This is a genomic window from Vibrio fujianensis, assembly GCF_002749895.1.
Taxonomy (GTDB): domain Bacteria; phylum Pseudomonadota; class Gammaproteobacteria; order Enterobacterales; family Vibrionaceae; genus Vibrio; species Vibrio fujianensis.
On record NZ_NBUS01000042.1, the window covers coordinates 51,104 to 66,495 of the forward strand.

Consider the following 15,392-nt stretch of genomic DNA (forward strand, 5'->3'; position numbering starts at 1 on the left):
GCGGACACAAAAATCGTTTGTGGTGCGAGCGCTTCAAACTCCTCAAATTTTAATGGTCGATTATCTAACGCAGAAGGCAGGCGGAATCCAAATTCAACTAACGTTTCTTTACGTGAACGATCCCCTTTATACATTGCGCCAATTTGTGGCACCGTGACGTGTGATTCATCGATTACCAATAGACCATCATGAGGCAAATAATCAAAAAGCGTGGGTGGCGGCTCGCCTTCACTACGGCCGCTCAGATAGCGAGAATAGTTTTCGATACCAGAGCAAAAACCCAATTCATTCATCATTTCGATATCAAACTGAGTCCGTTGCGTGATGCGCTGTTCTTCCAGTAACTTATTATGTTCAAGCAAGTATTGACGACGAAGCTGTAGCTCTTGCTTGATCTGCTCAATGGCTTCCAGAATGCGCTCTCGAGGCGTAACATAGTGCGTTTTAGGGTAGATGGTATAACGCGCTAAATCACGCTGCTTAATGGCTCCCGTTAACGGGTCGAATAAACTGATGCATTCCACCTCATCATCAAACATCTCTACACGAACGGCTTCTTGTTCCGATTCAGCAGGAAAAATATCAATGACCTCGCCTCGGACTCGAAACTGACCACGCTCAAATGCCATTTCATTACGGGTATATTGTAATTCAGCTAAACGACGAAGCATGTCACGTTGATTGAGCACATCACCACGACGTAAATGCAGCATCATTTTCAGGTAAGAGTCAGGGTCGCCCAAACCATAAATGGCAGAGACCGACGCCACGATAATGGCATCTTTTCGTTCGAGTAACGCTTTGGTTGCAGAAAGACGCATCTGCTCTATATGGGCATTAACGGCAGCATCTTTCTCGATAAAGGTATCGGTTGTCGGAACATAAGCTTCAGGCTGATAATAATCATAATAAGAAACAAAATATTCCACAGCATTATGTGGGAAAAAACTTTTCATCTCTCCATACAGTTGAGCGGCTAGGGTCTTATTCGGTGCTAATAAAATCGTCGGACGCTGCGCTTGAGCGATCACATTGGCTAACGTAAAGGTTTTTCCCGATCCGGTGACACCCAATAATGTTTGATGCGCGAGTCCTGCATCAATCCCTTCTAACAGGCGCTGAATTGCTGCGGGCTGATCTCCCGAAGGTTGATAGTGCGAAACCAACTCAAATGCTTTGCTCATTATCATCTTTCCATGTTAGCGATTTTTATACCGGATATTCTCCGCATCCCAGCCTTGACTAGCAAGTAAAAGTGTTGCATTAACGTTTAAAATAGCTGAATGCTTTTCTCTCCAGCAGGATAGTGTTCGCTCAATAAAGTCAGCGCGTCCGTTCAAATCTAAACCGGCCATCTTAACGAGTAACAAAAGAATAAAAACGCTGGCTCTTACAGAAAAATCTTGCGTGGTAGATCGCTAAAAGTTCACAACAAATCGTAGCCAACCTCTTTTTACTTTGCTATTATCCTCAACCCTAGTGATACCCCTCCCCGGCATTAACCTGTAAATAATCCACTGGTTTTCCCCATTTTTCTTAAATACATTTAAAATTTGTATATTTCACGCTATTAACCACCCACTTTCCTTATCTGTTGATAAAACAACAAAAACATTTAAAAACAAACAGTTAAGCAGGAAAGAAATCGATTACACTGCTAAAACATAAAAATAAAAATAGAAAAGAAATAATTACCCAACAACCATCAACACACTTATCCACAAATTTGGTGGATAAGTAAATTGGGGCCAAACAGGATAAGGGATACAGAAAAGTAAAGTCCTTAATGTAAAAAAAAACTATTTTTTTCACACCGTATGAGTTGACACTTTGAATGCCAGTCGCTAACATCCGCAACAACAATCGATTCCCCCTTAGTTCAGTTGGTAGAACGGCGGACTGTTAATCCGTATGTCGCAGGTTCGAGTCCCGCAGGGGGAGCCAAATTCCAGAAGAAAGACGTCCTAGGACGTCTTTTTTTGTATCTAAATCTAGCTATTTCAAGGGATTGCATTCTCTTAACGTCTTTTCCTGACTCGTACTAGCTTAGAAGTTTAGGTACACAAATAGGTACATTGTCCGTATGTTCCAATTTACGGTGTACCAATCATGGCAAGAACAACTAAATCTTTAACAGATAAACAAATCTCTAACGCTAAACCACAAGATAAAGAGTACACGCTCTTTGATGGTAACGGCCTTCGTCTACGTGTAAAACCAAACGGTACAAAGACGTGGCTATTCAACTATACACGTCCACACAACGGTAAACGCGCCAACATGACGTTTGGCAGTTACCCTAGCCTTTCCCTAACAAATGCACGAAAGAAGGCTATAGGCGCGATAGAAACGCTGCAAGCTGGCATTGATCCTCAAGTCAAACTCAAGAACCAACAAACGATAGAGCAACAGCGCTTACTATCCACATTAGCTGAAGTCACAAACAGTTGGTTAACAGTAAAGAGCGCAACCATCAGTGAGAAAACAATGGTGAACCTTCAGCGAGCTTTAAATCTTCATCTGCTACCGAAGCTTGGCAACACTCCTATCACTGAGCTTACTGCACCTCTAGTGATAAATACCCTTCAGCCACTTCAGGCTAAAGGACACCTAGAAACACTGAAAAGGATCTGCCAACGTGTGAACGAAATTATGAGTTTTGCTCAGAATAAGGGACTTATTGAGTACAACCCTTTAGCCAAAATCAGTTCTGCGTTCTTGAAACCTACCGTCACCAATATGAAATCAATCAGTGCCGACGAACTTCCTGAGTTAATGAGAACCCTAGGACGGGCCAGTATCATGTATACCACTCGATGTATGATTGAATGGCAACTGCATACCATGACCCGACCTATTGAGACAGCGCAAGCTCGTTGGGATGAGATTGATTGGGATGAAAATCTATGGGTTATTCCAGCAGATAGGATGAAGAAGCGAAGGGATCACCTAGTGCCTCTAACTCCGCAGACTTTAAATCTGTTGAATGAGATGAAAAAAATAAATGGTGGAAGCGAATACATATTCGCTTCCTATAAAGACCCGATGAGGCCGAGTAACAGCCAAACTGCTAACATTGCCCTTAAACGTATGGGCTTTAAAGACCGTTTGGTTTCCCATGGTCTAAGAGCTCTAGCTAGCACGACACTAAATGAAACTAAACTCTTTCATAATGATGTCATTGAACTAGCACTAGCTCACGTGGACAAAAACCAAATTAGAGGTATTTACAACCGGGCTTTATATCTTAATCAACGTAGAGAAATGCTACGCTGGTGGAGTAACTGCATTGAAGAGGCTTCTAAGGGTAGCTGGTCGGTTTGCGCGGCTAACCAATAATACTTTCCTTTCAATCAAAAATGCCGCTAGTAAAGCAACAACTAGCGGCTAAGGATATATGAGTGTTTCAACCAACCTCATCGCTTACTATACGTGGGTTTTGGAATTGATAACCAAGTATGTAGTACCTAACTACCTTGAACGCCGCCGCCCTATGATGAGCTGGTGGAGCGGACATATAGAGGAGGCCGCCAAAGGCAGCCTTTCTGTTACTGGAGCCAAGCAATTAAAAGTAATATAAACCTATCAATTAGTCTCCCAATAGGCTATGCGTATCCATAAAGAGAGTTGGAAAATACTGTTGGGAGTTTGTGCAACTCAGGCTCGATAATTGCCCGATGAGCTACAGCGAGCCTCTTGCCATACTCGGTCACCTCAGCACCAGACTTAACAATACTATCTGATATGATCGAAGCGACAGCTCTGTCAGCCAAACCAATAGCATACAACTCCTTCGCAATGTGATCCGACAATCCTATACGGAGAGACAGCTGTAAATCACGCAAGGAATCAGCAAGTGGTTGGTTACCAAATAGGCTTTCTATTAAGTCAGCACACGCACCAACTATCAACATCACTTCGTAGCCCAAAGCACCGTCACAAATGTCAGTAATGTTTTCTATTTTCAAATTCCATTGCTGACTACCGGCCCTAAATTTGAAATTCTCTCTCTTCGCTTTCAATAAAATTTCATTGTACGAAACACCAGAGCACCATTGCTTAGCAACAAGCAGTGGTGCATTTTCACCGATAAGCTTACCCAGGCTATTATTCATGCCTAAGTTTTCTATAACAGGCCAGAGAGACTCTAACGTACCTAAAACATCCGCGCCTTCATCTAAAGCCCCTATGTTATCCACTAACCAACCTTCAAGAAACTGTAGCTCATTGATACCCAAAAGAGCTTTACCAAAACATGGACGCTTTTCGACTTCAATTTGCTTTACTCGCTCCGCTACCACCTTGAAAACTTGTACTAGCTTTTCTTTTTCAGTATCAGAAGCAAGGTTATAAGCAAATGTTCCATAGCAAAGTTCAGTCAAAGCCTCACCATCAAGCATCTCATTGCTAGCGAGGTTAGCAAGCAGATAGCTTTCAAGACTTTCTATGTAACCTACCCGTTGCTGCATTTGTCTCAGTAGGCTTGTGATATCAATCCCCTGGCGATCAGCGGCCTGAATACTAAGTCTTTCATATTTTTCGGGTGACTGTATCTGCTTAATAGGATCAATGTTGAATGGGTCTTCAATAAAAGGCTGGACCAACGTCAGGAGGCTGCTTAAGCAACTCTCTGATTGAGACGGGTCCAATAAGTTATTCATTTGAGCCCACTCTCTTCTCTTGGAACCAAGGCGACCATCGAATAATTCGGTGTCAGCAAAAATAATGCTACCTTCTGTGTGCTTTCCTGCTCTACCAGCTCTGCCCAATAGATTGTGAAAATCTCGAGTGGATATTAACTTCTTACCTTGAAATACACCTGAAACAACTAGGTATTTAATCGGTAGGTTCACACCTTGAGCTAAGGTTGATGTACAGACTACACAACGGCCGAGCCCATTTTCCATTGCATATTCAACAGAAATCCTTAAACCATTAGGAATGCTTGCACTATGAGGCAGAACTCCTCGTTTTATCGCTTTAGTAACAACCGAGCTACTCCCTAAGTGCAGTTCCGCCAACTTCCCAATTTTCTGGATTTCATCTTGATCACTGTAACGTATTGGATCATCGAGTTGCTCAATTCTCTCCAACGGTTTAAGGACTTCTCGGCAAATCTTTATAACTGAACTTTTTTGGCCACAAAATACAGCTACAGGACCGTGCTCAGACAGTTTGATGCCCAAATACGCTGCAACTAGTGACTTATCACCCTTAGGAGGGAAATATCGTTGAGCTGTTTCATTGCCTCGCTTAGGAAGCTCTAGCGATTCCATTACTCTAGGAACGAAAAATTGTTCTTCATCTATATTGAAAGGTTCAACATAGTGGAACTGCCCTCTACCTCTTCGCCAGCTAGCAAAAGCTATACTTCGCTCTGTAGATAAGCACTCTGCACCATTAACGACACTACCTTCTCCAGCATAAAGCCAGTCACCTATAGACTCCGCATTTGATAACACGGCAGAAATCAATACGTGCTGGGTCTGCTCTCTCAACTCTCTTTTTAAGCTCGTTAAAAGTAGTTCGTAAGTCACCCCTCTAGCACCAGTATCAAATTGATGTCCTTCGTCGTATATAACTAACGAAATAGCCCCAGCCAATTCTGGTTTATGTCGTAGCAGGTAAACTAGCTTTTCGGGTGTAGCAACCACAATAGTTGGTGCCTCATTCAGCGCTTCTTCTGCCTTACCAAAGAGCTGTGAGAATAATTCCACATCAAAACCATCAATCTGGGGAACATCGTTAAGTTGATTAACTAACACGTCGTCGCCAGCGAACGCCAAAGAAAGTGAGGAACTAATCTCCCTACATAACGAACGAAAAGGAGCAATAATTACCGCAACAGTCGCCCTTTCGGACAAAAAAGATGAGCGAATTATTAGCTCTGCTGATTTCGTTTTTCCCGCGCTAGTGGGGAGCTGAACTACCGCAGATTGTCCGCTCAAGACCCCTGCCTCTCCTAGCAATCTTTGAGCAGGCCAAAACTCACTAACAAACGTCTTCTTAACCAAGGATGGAAGCCAAGCCTCAACTGGTAAGCCTGTATAAGCGGGAAGTAGGTTAATTGAAGCGTTATTCATCTTACGTTCGACAACCGAAGCAACTATATCTGCTATCAGTAGTTCTCGATCACTGCCATTTTCGTGACAGAATCTACGAATACTCTTAGATGTGTTGAGAGTGTTAGACCGAGCACTTATGTCTGAACCAATATAGGCACTAATCGACTCAGATAGTTCTAACATCAAAGGGGCTAATGCGGTTTCTTCATCCAAGCGTAGAGGCTCTACAAAGCTTCCTTTTAACAACCACTCCAACAATTTCTCAATTCTTGAGGCAGTTAGATCAACTCTTAATTCATCAAGCTTGTTGGACAAAACAACGGAACTTCCAGGCATGTCTGCAAGATAGTATGATGCAGCACCTAACAGACAAAGATAATAGTCATATTCAGTTTGTAGTTTTGAACCAATCAGAGCATCGAAATACCTTGCTACATTTCGGATTTCGCCCTTTCTCAATTCGTAAATAGCGGCGTCTTTTTCAGGAGAAAGTTCTTCTCGACATAAATCGCCTAAGATACCAATTGTCATTAATAGTAATTTGGTTGGCGATTCTGTCAGGCGAATGTGATGCTCTTCATCTAAACCAAACTCGTACATCTTTGCTTTAGACTTAGTAATCGAAAGTAGTTTCGAAGATTGATTCTCAAATCTCATGAGCAGCCCTCTCGTACAGAGCATGAGCAAGTGCCATTAACTCACTTCCTTGAATGGCTAATAACTCTAAATCTTGAACATGTGGATGCTCAGCAGTGTTAGCTCCAGCGAGTAACGTTGCATCATATGCACTATCAGAACAGACCGCAGCAGCTCCAAATCTCAACTGATAAGGCTGATTTACTGAATCTTGAAACCTATTGATCATACCCACACTAGTTAGCTCATTTCGATCAATCATCCTTTGCTTAATTCCATGCAGAGATTCCGCCAAACGTAATTGGTCTTTCGCTGAGTGATCTATAGCTTCTTGAAGCATTGATTTAGGTCCAGCACTCAACTTAGCTTTAACCTCATAGACTAACAGTTCATCATCGACTGGGCTGGCTTGGTTATACTTAAAAGCTAACACGTCAGAACCCTTGGTAGATTCATTCGGCACACCTTTTCGGTCATAACGAGTTCTAGGAACCGTGTAGTTATGCAAATACGTCAAATAATCTGCGACTAGGATTTCAGCAAAATCTCCAGCTCGAATACTCGGACCTGGTGCGGTTGTACTACTAGGAAACCTCATCGATAGTAAATAATCAGCACGGGATTGCCCTGGAGCCTTAAATAAATCTATTTGATTATCGTCACAATAGTGATTCCTAAAGTGCTTAGCCCACGCGGACATTTTAATTTGATCATTTACATCGTGATGAAACCGATAAACAGGCGCTTGCTTACCGCACGCTAGTGTTAAAACACTTCCTGTATCTTGTAGCCACTGAATATGCTCATTAGTCCACGGCATTTTGTATTTCCTAATAATGCTCTTCAATATAACCGTACGCCTTGGCGAACAGCTCTTTGTCTTTTCCTAAACCAAACTGGGCTAGTGTCAGTAGCAGTGCCTTTTGAATTTCTCTTGGACCACTGTTCGAGCTTTGCCAGCCTTTAAAGCGTTTGGCTTTTACAATCTTGTCTATCTGCTCTACTACATCGCCGATTAGCTTAGGGGTGCTTTCAGGGCGAGTTTCTAGGAACAGTTTGGTCAGTGCTTGTTTATTGTCTTCTTGGGTTACTGGTGAGTCACCTGTTTCACGTTCGGCTTGCACCGTATCTTTGGCCGTATCAAGCAGCCCTTTTAACCAGTCGATAGCTTTGATTACACCTGCTTCATAATCCTGGCGTAGTTTTTCTAAGCGCTCACCGAGAGCGATAAACTTCGGATTACCGCTGCCACGTAGACGGCCCATTAGATCGATTTCTAACTGACTTGCGCGCTTCTCTTGTTCTTTTTCAGTCAGGGTGAAGATGGCATGCTCGTCCATAACCAATTCATCAATGTCGTCACGAATGCGATTAATATCGGTATGTTCATGAATCATCTTAATGGTTTCTGGACCTAAAGCAGCCCAAACAAGAGAGCCGGTTTGCCCTACAGGGCGTACTGATTCATAGATTTGAACCAGCCACTTGTAGTCTGCTCTGTAAGGCGTAAGGAAAGCATCTGGGTTAATCGCAGACCATAACTTAGCTAACACTCCGAAAGAGGCTGCAAATTCATCACGTTTCTCGTTGGTCGGTAAGCAAGCTTGCGCTGCCATAATCCCTTCAAAGCCGTCGATGGTTCTGTCGACGTTAGGGAAGAAGCTTAAACACTTATCAAGTTGAGCTGGCAGTAACTCTTTAAAGGCCTCGATACCTTCTACCACACCGTCGATTTCTTCAGGATCGTAAGCAAGTGCGGTACGCAAGTTCTCAAATACGCCAAGGTAATCAATGATGAGGCCCATTTGCTTGCTAACATTGTCAGTCTCGTACAAACGGTTAGTACGGCACATCGCCTGCAACAAGGTATGGTCACGTAATGGCTTATCTAAGTACATGCAGTAACAGATAGGTGCATCAAATCCTGTTAACAGTTTTGCGGTCACAATCAGCAGTTGAAGTGGTTGCTTTGGATCTTTGTAATCCTCAATCAGACTCTTTTGCTTTTGGTCATTACCATCAATCTCTTGCCAGCGTTCAAAGTCTGACTCGAGGATAGGAAGCTCAAGGTCTTGCTTCCATTTACGCCAGTCCTTGTTAACCTTACCTTTCTTACTTGCGTCTTCATCTTTGATCGGTGCTTGGTCGACGTTCATGACCACTTCTACCGCATCAAAACCTAGTTTTTTACCAAGTAAGTAATACATCTGCACACAAGCGTCTCGGTCATAGACCACAACCATGCCTTTCATCTGCTTTGGCTTTACATGGCTTACAAAGTGGTTGGCAATATCTTCACTTACCGCCGCCATGCGCTTTGGCGCCTTCAACATAATCGCTAAGCGGCCAGCACGTTTTGACAATGCCATTTTCTCGTCATCGTCTAGGTCGTTGTCTTTGACCATTTGTTCAAAGGCTTCATCAATTGCGGCACGATCCACACGAAGCTCGGCCAAACGAGGCTCAAACTTCACTGCATTTGTCGCTTTATCTCGTATGGATTGCTTATAGCTGTAGCGGTTCATATAACGCCCTTCATCCTCTTCGGCACCAAAGAGTTTGAAGGTATTACGGTCAATACCAGAAATCGGCGTACCTGTTAAGCCATAGAAGTGAGCATGAGGTAGCGCCCAGCGCATTTTGTCGCCAAGAGATCCCTCTTGAGTGCGGTGCGCTTCATCCACCAGCACAATAATGTTGTCACGACTGTTTAGGCCGTTTTCATTGCTCTCATCAATTTCGACGTCTTTAAATTTGAAGACGGTGGTGATTAAAATGCCACGACTATCCTGTTCTATATGCTCGCCAAGCTTTTTACAACTTTGTACTTTGATGAGGTTTTTTACATCGGCCCCACCGAAGGTTTCATTAATTTGGCTATCGAGATCTCGGCGGTCAACCACAATCAGCACGGTTGGATTTTTCAACTTATTATCCGCACGAAGCATGCGAGCAGCATAAAGCATCAGCAGTGACTTACCTGAACCTTGGAAGTGCCAGATAAGCCCTTTTTTCGGATAGCCTTTTTTTACACGCTCAACAATTTGCTTTGCGGCTTCAAATTGAGGGTAACGCGGTAAGATTTTAATGCGTTTAGGTGGGGTGTCTTTGCCTGTTTTCACAGTAGAGAACAGCGCGAAAGACTCAAGCATTTGTAGCAAGGTTTCTGGGTTCAATAAGCCTTCACAACTATCAAGCACCGTGGCTAAGCTAGCTGGAATCTCATCTCGCTGATCGGTTTTATGCCAAGGTCCCCAGTCTTTCACTCGTGCATTAATTGCACCGTAAGCAAAGGTGCGACCTTCAGAAGCAAAGCACAGAAGATTTGGCACAAAGAAAGGCTCAACATTTTTCCAGTAGTGCTTTTGGCCGCCCATAAAATCAGCAGCACCATCTTGCCAAGTGACACTTGGACGAGTAGTGGATTTTACTTCCCCCACCACCAGCGGAATACCGTTTACATAGAGAACGATATCGAAAAACGCCTCTGTCGCGGCAATGAAGTGAACCTGTTGAGAAACAACAAAGTGGTTGTTTTCAGGGGTATCAAAGTCAATTAGCTTGATAGTGATATGGTCGCCGTTCTCACCAAACGGTAGGCTTTTCTCTGCCATTAACCATTCATGAAAATTTTCGTTGGCTTTGACTAAACCAGTATGCTTAGCTTCCAACATCAAGCCACGAAGTTTGTAGATAACCTCATCAGCATAATCAGGATTGTTACCAATATCAGGATTTAACGAACAAAGCGCGTCTTTAAGCCAAGTATCAACGAAGATATCGTGTGTTTGCTTGGGTAAGCTCTCACCATGGCAGTAATTCCACTTCACTCCGCTTAAGCCTTGTAAACGGTCAATAATTCCATTTTCAGTGACGGTTTGTTCGTTAAACATTTTAAGCTCCTTAGATGCTACTCTTTAGCGCATCTACCATCTTCTTTCTTTTCGCAGCATTTTCTTCATTCTTAGAAGCTAATTTGACAACTTCATTAACACTATTAGCAATTGTTTCTTGCATAGTAATAGAAGGTAAGTCAATGAGCATTTCTTTCAGGGCTTTTACGTTAAAATGTTGCTGAGCTAAACCTCCAGCCCCCTCCAATATCTGGCCTTTTCCTAAAGGACTGTTTATATACGCACTTAGATATTCAGGATTTATCAAAGTTGTATTTGGTCTGATAATAAGAATGTCAACACAGTTAGCAACTTCTAAGCTTTCAGGAATAACACTTGCTGTACCTGGGTAACCTGTCCTAACAACAACCACATCACCAGGATGAACTTGTGACTTCTTGTTAGCTTCATGTCCTTCTTGAGTTATGTAAACTAGATTATCTAATGAGATGCGCCCACGCTTGACGTTCTGAGACCTCAATGCTGGAATACCATTTTCACAGTAAAGATCAGCCGGCTTATTTACGATTCCAACAGTTATTTGCTCGCAAATATCAGAAAGCTTAGTTTTTTTAATCTGTTCAGCGGGCAAAGTTCGAACTGCATCTAACAGAATTAAATCTTCTAACCTTTCTGCGTTGTTAGCAACATAAGTTGAACAATCATTAGACTCTTCAATTTTATGAAAAATTGCCAATAATGAACTTTGGTCATCTAAATTTGGTAACTGAAATTCTAAGTCAATTAACGATTTAAACTTTGTTCGAGGAGAAAGCGAGCCTGCTGATGTTAGTGAAGCTTTAGACCACATTTTTTCACTTTGAACAAGGTGAGGCAGTAACCCTTCTACTAACTTATCGCCACTTGCTTCCATAACAATAATGTCACTGGAACAAATCCCATCAAACTCTGCAATAGCAGCTTTCTTTAAATAAGGCCGACGTTTACCAAAAAGAATATGCCCCTTTTTAAACACTCGGGTAAAGCTAGGTGAATCATCAGCAATCATCCCCCAACGTTTTATTTTTAACGAACCAGAATCTAAGTGTTCAAGGCCAATGTAACGCTCGTAACCATCACCAATCGGGTCTTTAGTCGTTAACTTTACCTCTTTACAGATATCGCCGAATTTTACAGTTTGCTTATCAGTCATCGTTCTTTACCTCGTAACCTAACTTCGCGAGGCTATTAAATAGTTTGTTAGTTTGCTTCTTAAGTTGTACTCGGCTCATTTTCCATGACTCAATAGCATGTTCGATATCATGTACTTCCTCACTAACCTTAGCTTTCACGTAAAGTGGAATAGATAAGTTGTATTGGTTTTCACTAATAGTATCCAAATCAACCAACGCGGTAATGTCACTTTGATTGTCTGGTTTGAAATAAGCTTCACAAAGCACATCTAAATCATCATCAGATAAGCGGCTGTGGGCACGCTCGCGGGTTACATGTTCTACACCATTGATAAAGAGAATCTTGTTTTTGCGCTCAGCAGGCTTATTGCAATTAAGCACGACCACACACGATTCCATTGGCGAGTTGTAGAACAGATTTGGTCCAAGCCCTATCACCGCTTCAATGATGTCAGACTCAATCACCTGCTTGCGGATCGCTTGCTCAGAATCGCGGAACAGCACCCCATGAGGCCAAAGCATGGCTGCACGGCCCGTATCGGGTTTTAAGCTTTTGATGATATGGGTATAGAAGCCATAATCCGCACAACCTTGTGGTGGCACACCGTACATATTGCGCCCATACGGGTCAGCCGCAAACTTTTCACGGTTCCACTTTTTGATGGAGTACGGCGGGTTAGCGAAAATAACATCAAACTGTTTGAGTTGGTCGTTCTCGATAAACTTAGGATCGCCTAAGGTATCACCACGCATAACATCAAACTCTTCAATGTCATGCAGGAACATGTTCATACGTGCGATTGCGGACGTTAGCAAGTTTACTTCTTGGCCGTACAAGTGAACGCCACGCCACTCTTCACCTTGCGAGCGTAAATCCATCACAGCATTAAGCAGCATACCGCCCGTACCACAGGTTGGGTCATACGCACTCTCACCCGGCTTAAGCTTCATGATACGAGTCATCAAATGCACAACGGTACGGTTGGTATAGAACTCGGCTGCAGTATGGCCTGAGTCATCGGCAAACTTTTTGATCAAGTACTCGTAGGCCTCACCTAAGTCATCTTGAGCAACAGACTTAATACCTAACGGGATTTTACTGAAATGCTGAATAAGGTCTGATAGCAAGTGATCTGGCAAACGCTCTTTGTTGGTCCACTGCGCATCACCAAATACACCGTGCAAACGCTCGTTCTTTGCTTCGATCAAACGCAAAGCATTTTGAATCGCTTCACCAATGTCTTTGCTAGTGTTGCGAACTTTCTCCCAGCTTGCTTCTTCTGGAATATCGAAACGGTGGTACATCGGCATAGCCGCATATTCAGCATCACCTTCGTGCAGCTCTAGCGCTTCGTTATACTCTTCTAGATATACATCCGATAGACGCTTAAAGAACAGCAGTGGGAATACGTACTGCTTGTAATCAGACGCATCAATTTGGCCACGCAGGAACTCGGCAGCACCCCACAGTAGCTCTTCTAGTTTGTTTTTATTCATAGCTCAAAGCCCTCTTTGAGTAATAAGGCTTCTAACTCTTGTTCAGCGGCCTCTAAGGCTGCTAATTTTTGCTGGAAATCTTTCAATGCTTCTTCAACGGTAATGGTTTCTTCTTCGAGCGGCTTTTGTACATAACGAGCGATGTTCAAGTTGAAATCGTTCTCTTCAATCTCGCTATGTGGCACCCAACGTGCGACACCTTCAATGTCGTCTGCTTTAGGGCCTTTGGTACGCATCTTCTGATAGATGTCGTAAATCTCATCAGCTTGAGGCTCTGACAAGGTGTTTTGCGCTCTGCCTTTAGTAAAGATCTCTTCCGCATTAACAATCAGAACATGGTCTTTATGCTCTTCTGGTCTTGCTTTGCGCAACACAAGAATACAAGCAGGGATGCCTGTACCGTAGAACAGGTTTGATGCCACACCGATTACCGCCACGATGCGATTCTCTTTTAATAGCTTGGTTCTAATTTTACCTTCTGCACCACCACGGAAAAGCACACCATGTGGCAGCACTACCGCCATTCGCCCTTCATCGTTCAATGAAGCAAACATATGCTGAACCCAAGCAAAATCTCCGTTCGTTTTTGGTGCTAAGCCAAAGCTTGCACGGCCATAAGGATCACTTGTCCAATAATCATGTCCCCACTCTTTTAAGCTGAATGGTGGGTTAGCGATTACGCAGTCAAAGTTTTCTAGTTGGTCATTTTTCAAAAACTTAGGATCACGAAGTGTATCACCACGAACGATTTCAAAATCTTCTTGTCCGTGTAGGAACAAGTTCATTCGAGCAATCGCTTCGGTGGTCAGGTTCTTCTCTTGACCTTTGATTTTAAGTAGACGTGGGTCACCACCGTTCTCTTTAACATGGTGGATGGTTTCAAGCAGCATACCGCCTGTACCACAAGCTGGGTCATAAACACTTTCATTAGCTTGTGGGTCTAGAATATTCACCATAAGACGAACAATAGTACGCGGTGTGTAGAACTCACCTGCTTTCTTGTTTGCTTTATCAGCAAAGCGCTTGATGAGGTATTCGTAAGCACGACCCATATCATCATTACGCACACTCGATACGCCAAGGTTAACCTTGTTGAAATGGTTGAGTAGTGTCGATAACAGTTCGTCTGATAGACGTTCTTTGTTGGTCCAGCTCGCATCACCAAAAATGCCATGCAGCTGTGGGTTTTCTAGCTCAATGCCACGGAATGAATCTTTTAGAGCTTGGCCGATGTCTTTGGTTTCTGCAAACACATCTTTCCAGTGGCAACCTGCTGGAATTTGAATGCGGTGAAACATATCGCCTTTTGCAAGCTCTTCATCACCCACTTGCTCCATTGCATCTTCAAACTCTTCATCGTAAACATCACAGATACGCTTAAAGAACAAGATTGGGAAGATGTAGGTTTTATAGTCTGAAGCGTCAATTGGTCCCGTTATGATGTGGGCCGCATGCCAAAGGTGCGCTTCTAAGTCTTTGAGATTAATTAATGTCATTGCTTGCTCTTATTCTCTTCTATCCACGCTTCAAGGTCTTCACGTTTGAAACGCCAAGAACCGCCGACTTTGAAACCAGGAAGCTTTCCTTCGATTGCTAATCTATATGCTGTTTTTTCGGCCAACTTTAGGTAAGCAGCCACCTCTTTCAAGGTTAAAATTTGGTCTACCATTCAGAGTGTTATCTCATGTTGGTTTTATTCATCAGAATTAATGGTGAGAGAATATGGGAAAATTGGGGAATCGGCAATGTGAGATAACTCAATACAAGACTGAGTGCATAGAAAAACTACGAATCTCCACCAGTGAAAGCTGGTGGAGATTTGTTTCATAGTTATCAATGCAGTGATAGCTTCCAAACTATATTGATAATTCAGCAACTCGTAAGTGTAGAACTATTACTAACCTAAACAGGCAATGGGTCTTTGTGTTTCGTTGTACTATCGCTCTGCGAATAGTCTTTCAGACTAAAATGATTCAACTTACTGTATGTTTTATCAAAATAGCGCTTGTCGGACCAAACCTGAATATCGCCGATGACATACAAGTGTTTTTTGGCTCGGGTAACCGCTACGTTCAACAAATTTGGTTTTGAAGAGGCCCAAGTCGCCCCGCCACTGTTTCTTGTGTCACAACCAAGTACCAAAATGACGGTATCGTTCTCCTTGCCTT

Annotated in this window: 10 protein-coding genes and 1 tRNA gene; 2 read left to right on the plus strand and 9 right to left on the minus strand. The window is 43.0% G+C overall.

The genetic code is table 11. The annotated features are described in order from the left end of the window. The coding region (locus B7C60_RS18730; RefSeq protein WP_245869091.1) for a DEAD/DEAH box helicase family protein at positions 1-1,184 on the minus strand (1,184 nt) is incomplete at its 3' end. 684 nt (positions 1,185-1,868) lie between these two features. On the opposite strand from B7C60_RS18730, the gene B7C60_RS09145 reads away from it, so the two are divergent. Both B7C60_RS09145 and B7C60_RS09150 read left to right on the plus strand, forming a co-directional pair. Then, a tRNA-Asn gene (locus B7C60_RS09145) sits at positions 1,869-1,944 on the plus strand. A 165-nt stretch (positions 1,945-2,109) separates the two neighbouring features. Then, a complete protein-coding gene (locus B7C60_RS09150) occupies positions 2,110-3,339 on the plus strand; it encodes an integrase domain-containing protein (protein WP_099611389.1) in 1,230 nt (409 codons plus the stop codon). 266 nt (positions 3,340-3,605) lie between these two features. Here B7C60_RS09150 and B7C60_RS09160 read toward each other — a convergent pair whose 3' ends face one another. The 8 genes from B7C60_RS09160 to B7C60_RS18735 all read right to left on the minus strand — a co-directional run. After that, on the minus strand, positions 3,606-6,722 hold the full coding sequence (locus tag B7C60_RS09160; RefSeq protein WP_099611390.1) for a DEAD/DEAH box helicase: 3,117 nt from the start codon (positions 6,720-6,722) through the stop codon (positions 3,606-3,608). Continuing rightward, positions 6,712-7,521, minus strand: coding sequence for a Hachiman antiphage defense system protein HamA (locus tag B7C60_RS09165; RefSeq protein WP_099611391.1), 810 nt, complete (start codon positions 7,519-7,521; stop codon positions 6,712-6,714). Before B7C60_RS09165 ends, B7C60_RS09160 begins: the two co-directional genes overlap by 11 nt. A gap of 10 nt (positions 7,522-7,531) precedes the next feature. After that, positions 7,532-10,594, minus strand: coding sequence for a type I restriction endonuclease subunit R (locus tag B7C60_RS09170; RefSeq protein WP_099611392.1), 3,063 nt, complete (start codon positions 10,592-10,594; stop codon positions 7,532-7,534). 10 nt (positions 10,595-10,604) lie between these two features. After that, positions 10,605-11,747: a restriction endonuclease subunit S gene (locus tag B7C60_RS09175; RefSeq protein WP_099611393.1), complete on the minus strand. Its 1,143-nt coding sequence runs from the start codon at positions 11,745-11,747 to the stop codon at positions 10,605-10,607. Beyond that, positions 11,740-13,224, minus strand: coding sequence for a type I restriction-modification system subunit M (locus tag B7C60_RS09180; RefSeq protein WP_025503343.1), 1,485 nt, complete (start codon positions 13,222-13,224; stop codon positions 11,740-11,742). Before B7C60_RS09180 ends, B7C60_RS09175 begins: the two co-directional genes overlap by 8 nt. Continuing rightward, positions 13,221-14,720, minus strand: a complete 1,500-nt coding sequence (locus tag B7C60_RS09185; protein ID WP_099611394.1) for a type I restriction-modification system subunit M — start codon at positions 14,718-14,720, stop codon at positions 13,221-13,223. Before B7C60_RS09185 ends, B7C60_RS09180 begins: the two co-directional genes overlap by 4 nt. After that, complete coding sequence (gene mads1, locus B7C60_RS09190; RefSeq protein WP_099611395.1) at positions 14,717-14,893, minus strand: methylation-associated defense system helix-turn-helix domain-containing protein MAD1; 177 nt, start codon at positions 14,891-14,893, stop codon at positions 14,717-14,719. Before mads1 ends, B7C60_RS09185 begins: the two co-directional genes overlap by 4 nt. A gap of 233 nt (positions 14,894-15,126) precedes the next feature. Then, a partial coding sequence (locus B7C60_RS18735; RefSeq protein ID WP_245869094.1) for a hypothetical protein occupies positions 15,127-15,392 on the minus strand: 266 nt, incomplete at its 5' end.

Coding starts and splice junctions, on each gene's coding strand:
- B7C60_RS09150 (WP_099611389.1), top strand. CDS start 2,110: ATGGCAAGAACAACTAAATCTTTAACAGATAAACAAATCTCTAACGCT.
- B7C60_RS09160 (WP_099611390.1), bottom strand. CDS start 6,722: ATGAGATTTGAGAATCAATCTTCGAAACTACTTTCGATTACTAAGTCT.
- B7C60_RS09165 (WP_099611391.1), bottom strand. CDS start 7,521: ATGCCGTGGACTAATGAGCATATTCAGTGGCTACAAGATACAGGAAGT.
- B7C60_RS09170 (WP_099611392.1), bottom strand. CDS start 10,594: ATGTTTAACGAACAAACCGTCACTGAAAATGGAATTATTGACCGTTTA.
- B7C60_RS09175 (WP_099611393.1), bottom strand. CDS start 11,747: ATGACTGATAAGCAAACTGTAAAATTCGGCGATATCTGTAAAGAGGTA.
- B7C60_RS09180 (WP_025503343.1), bottom strand. CDS start 13,224: ATGAATAAAAACAAACTAGAAGAGCTACTGTGGGGTGCTGCCGAGTTC.
- B7C60_RS09185 (WP_099611394.1), bottom strand. CDS start 14,720: ATGACATTAATTAATCTCAAAGACTTAGAAGCGCACCTTTGGCATGCG.
- mads1 (WP_099611395.1), bottom strand. CDS start 14,893: ATGGTAGACCAAATTTTAACCTTGAAAGAGGTGGCTGCTTACCTAAAG.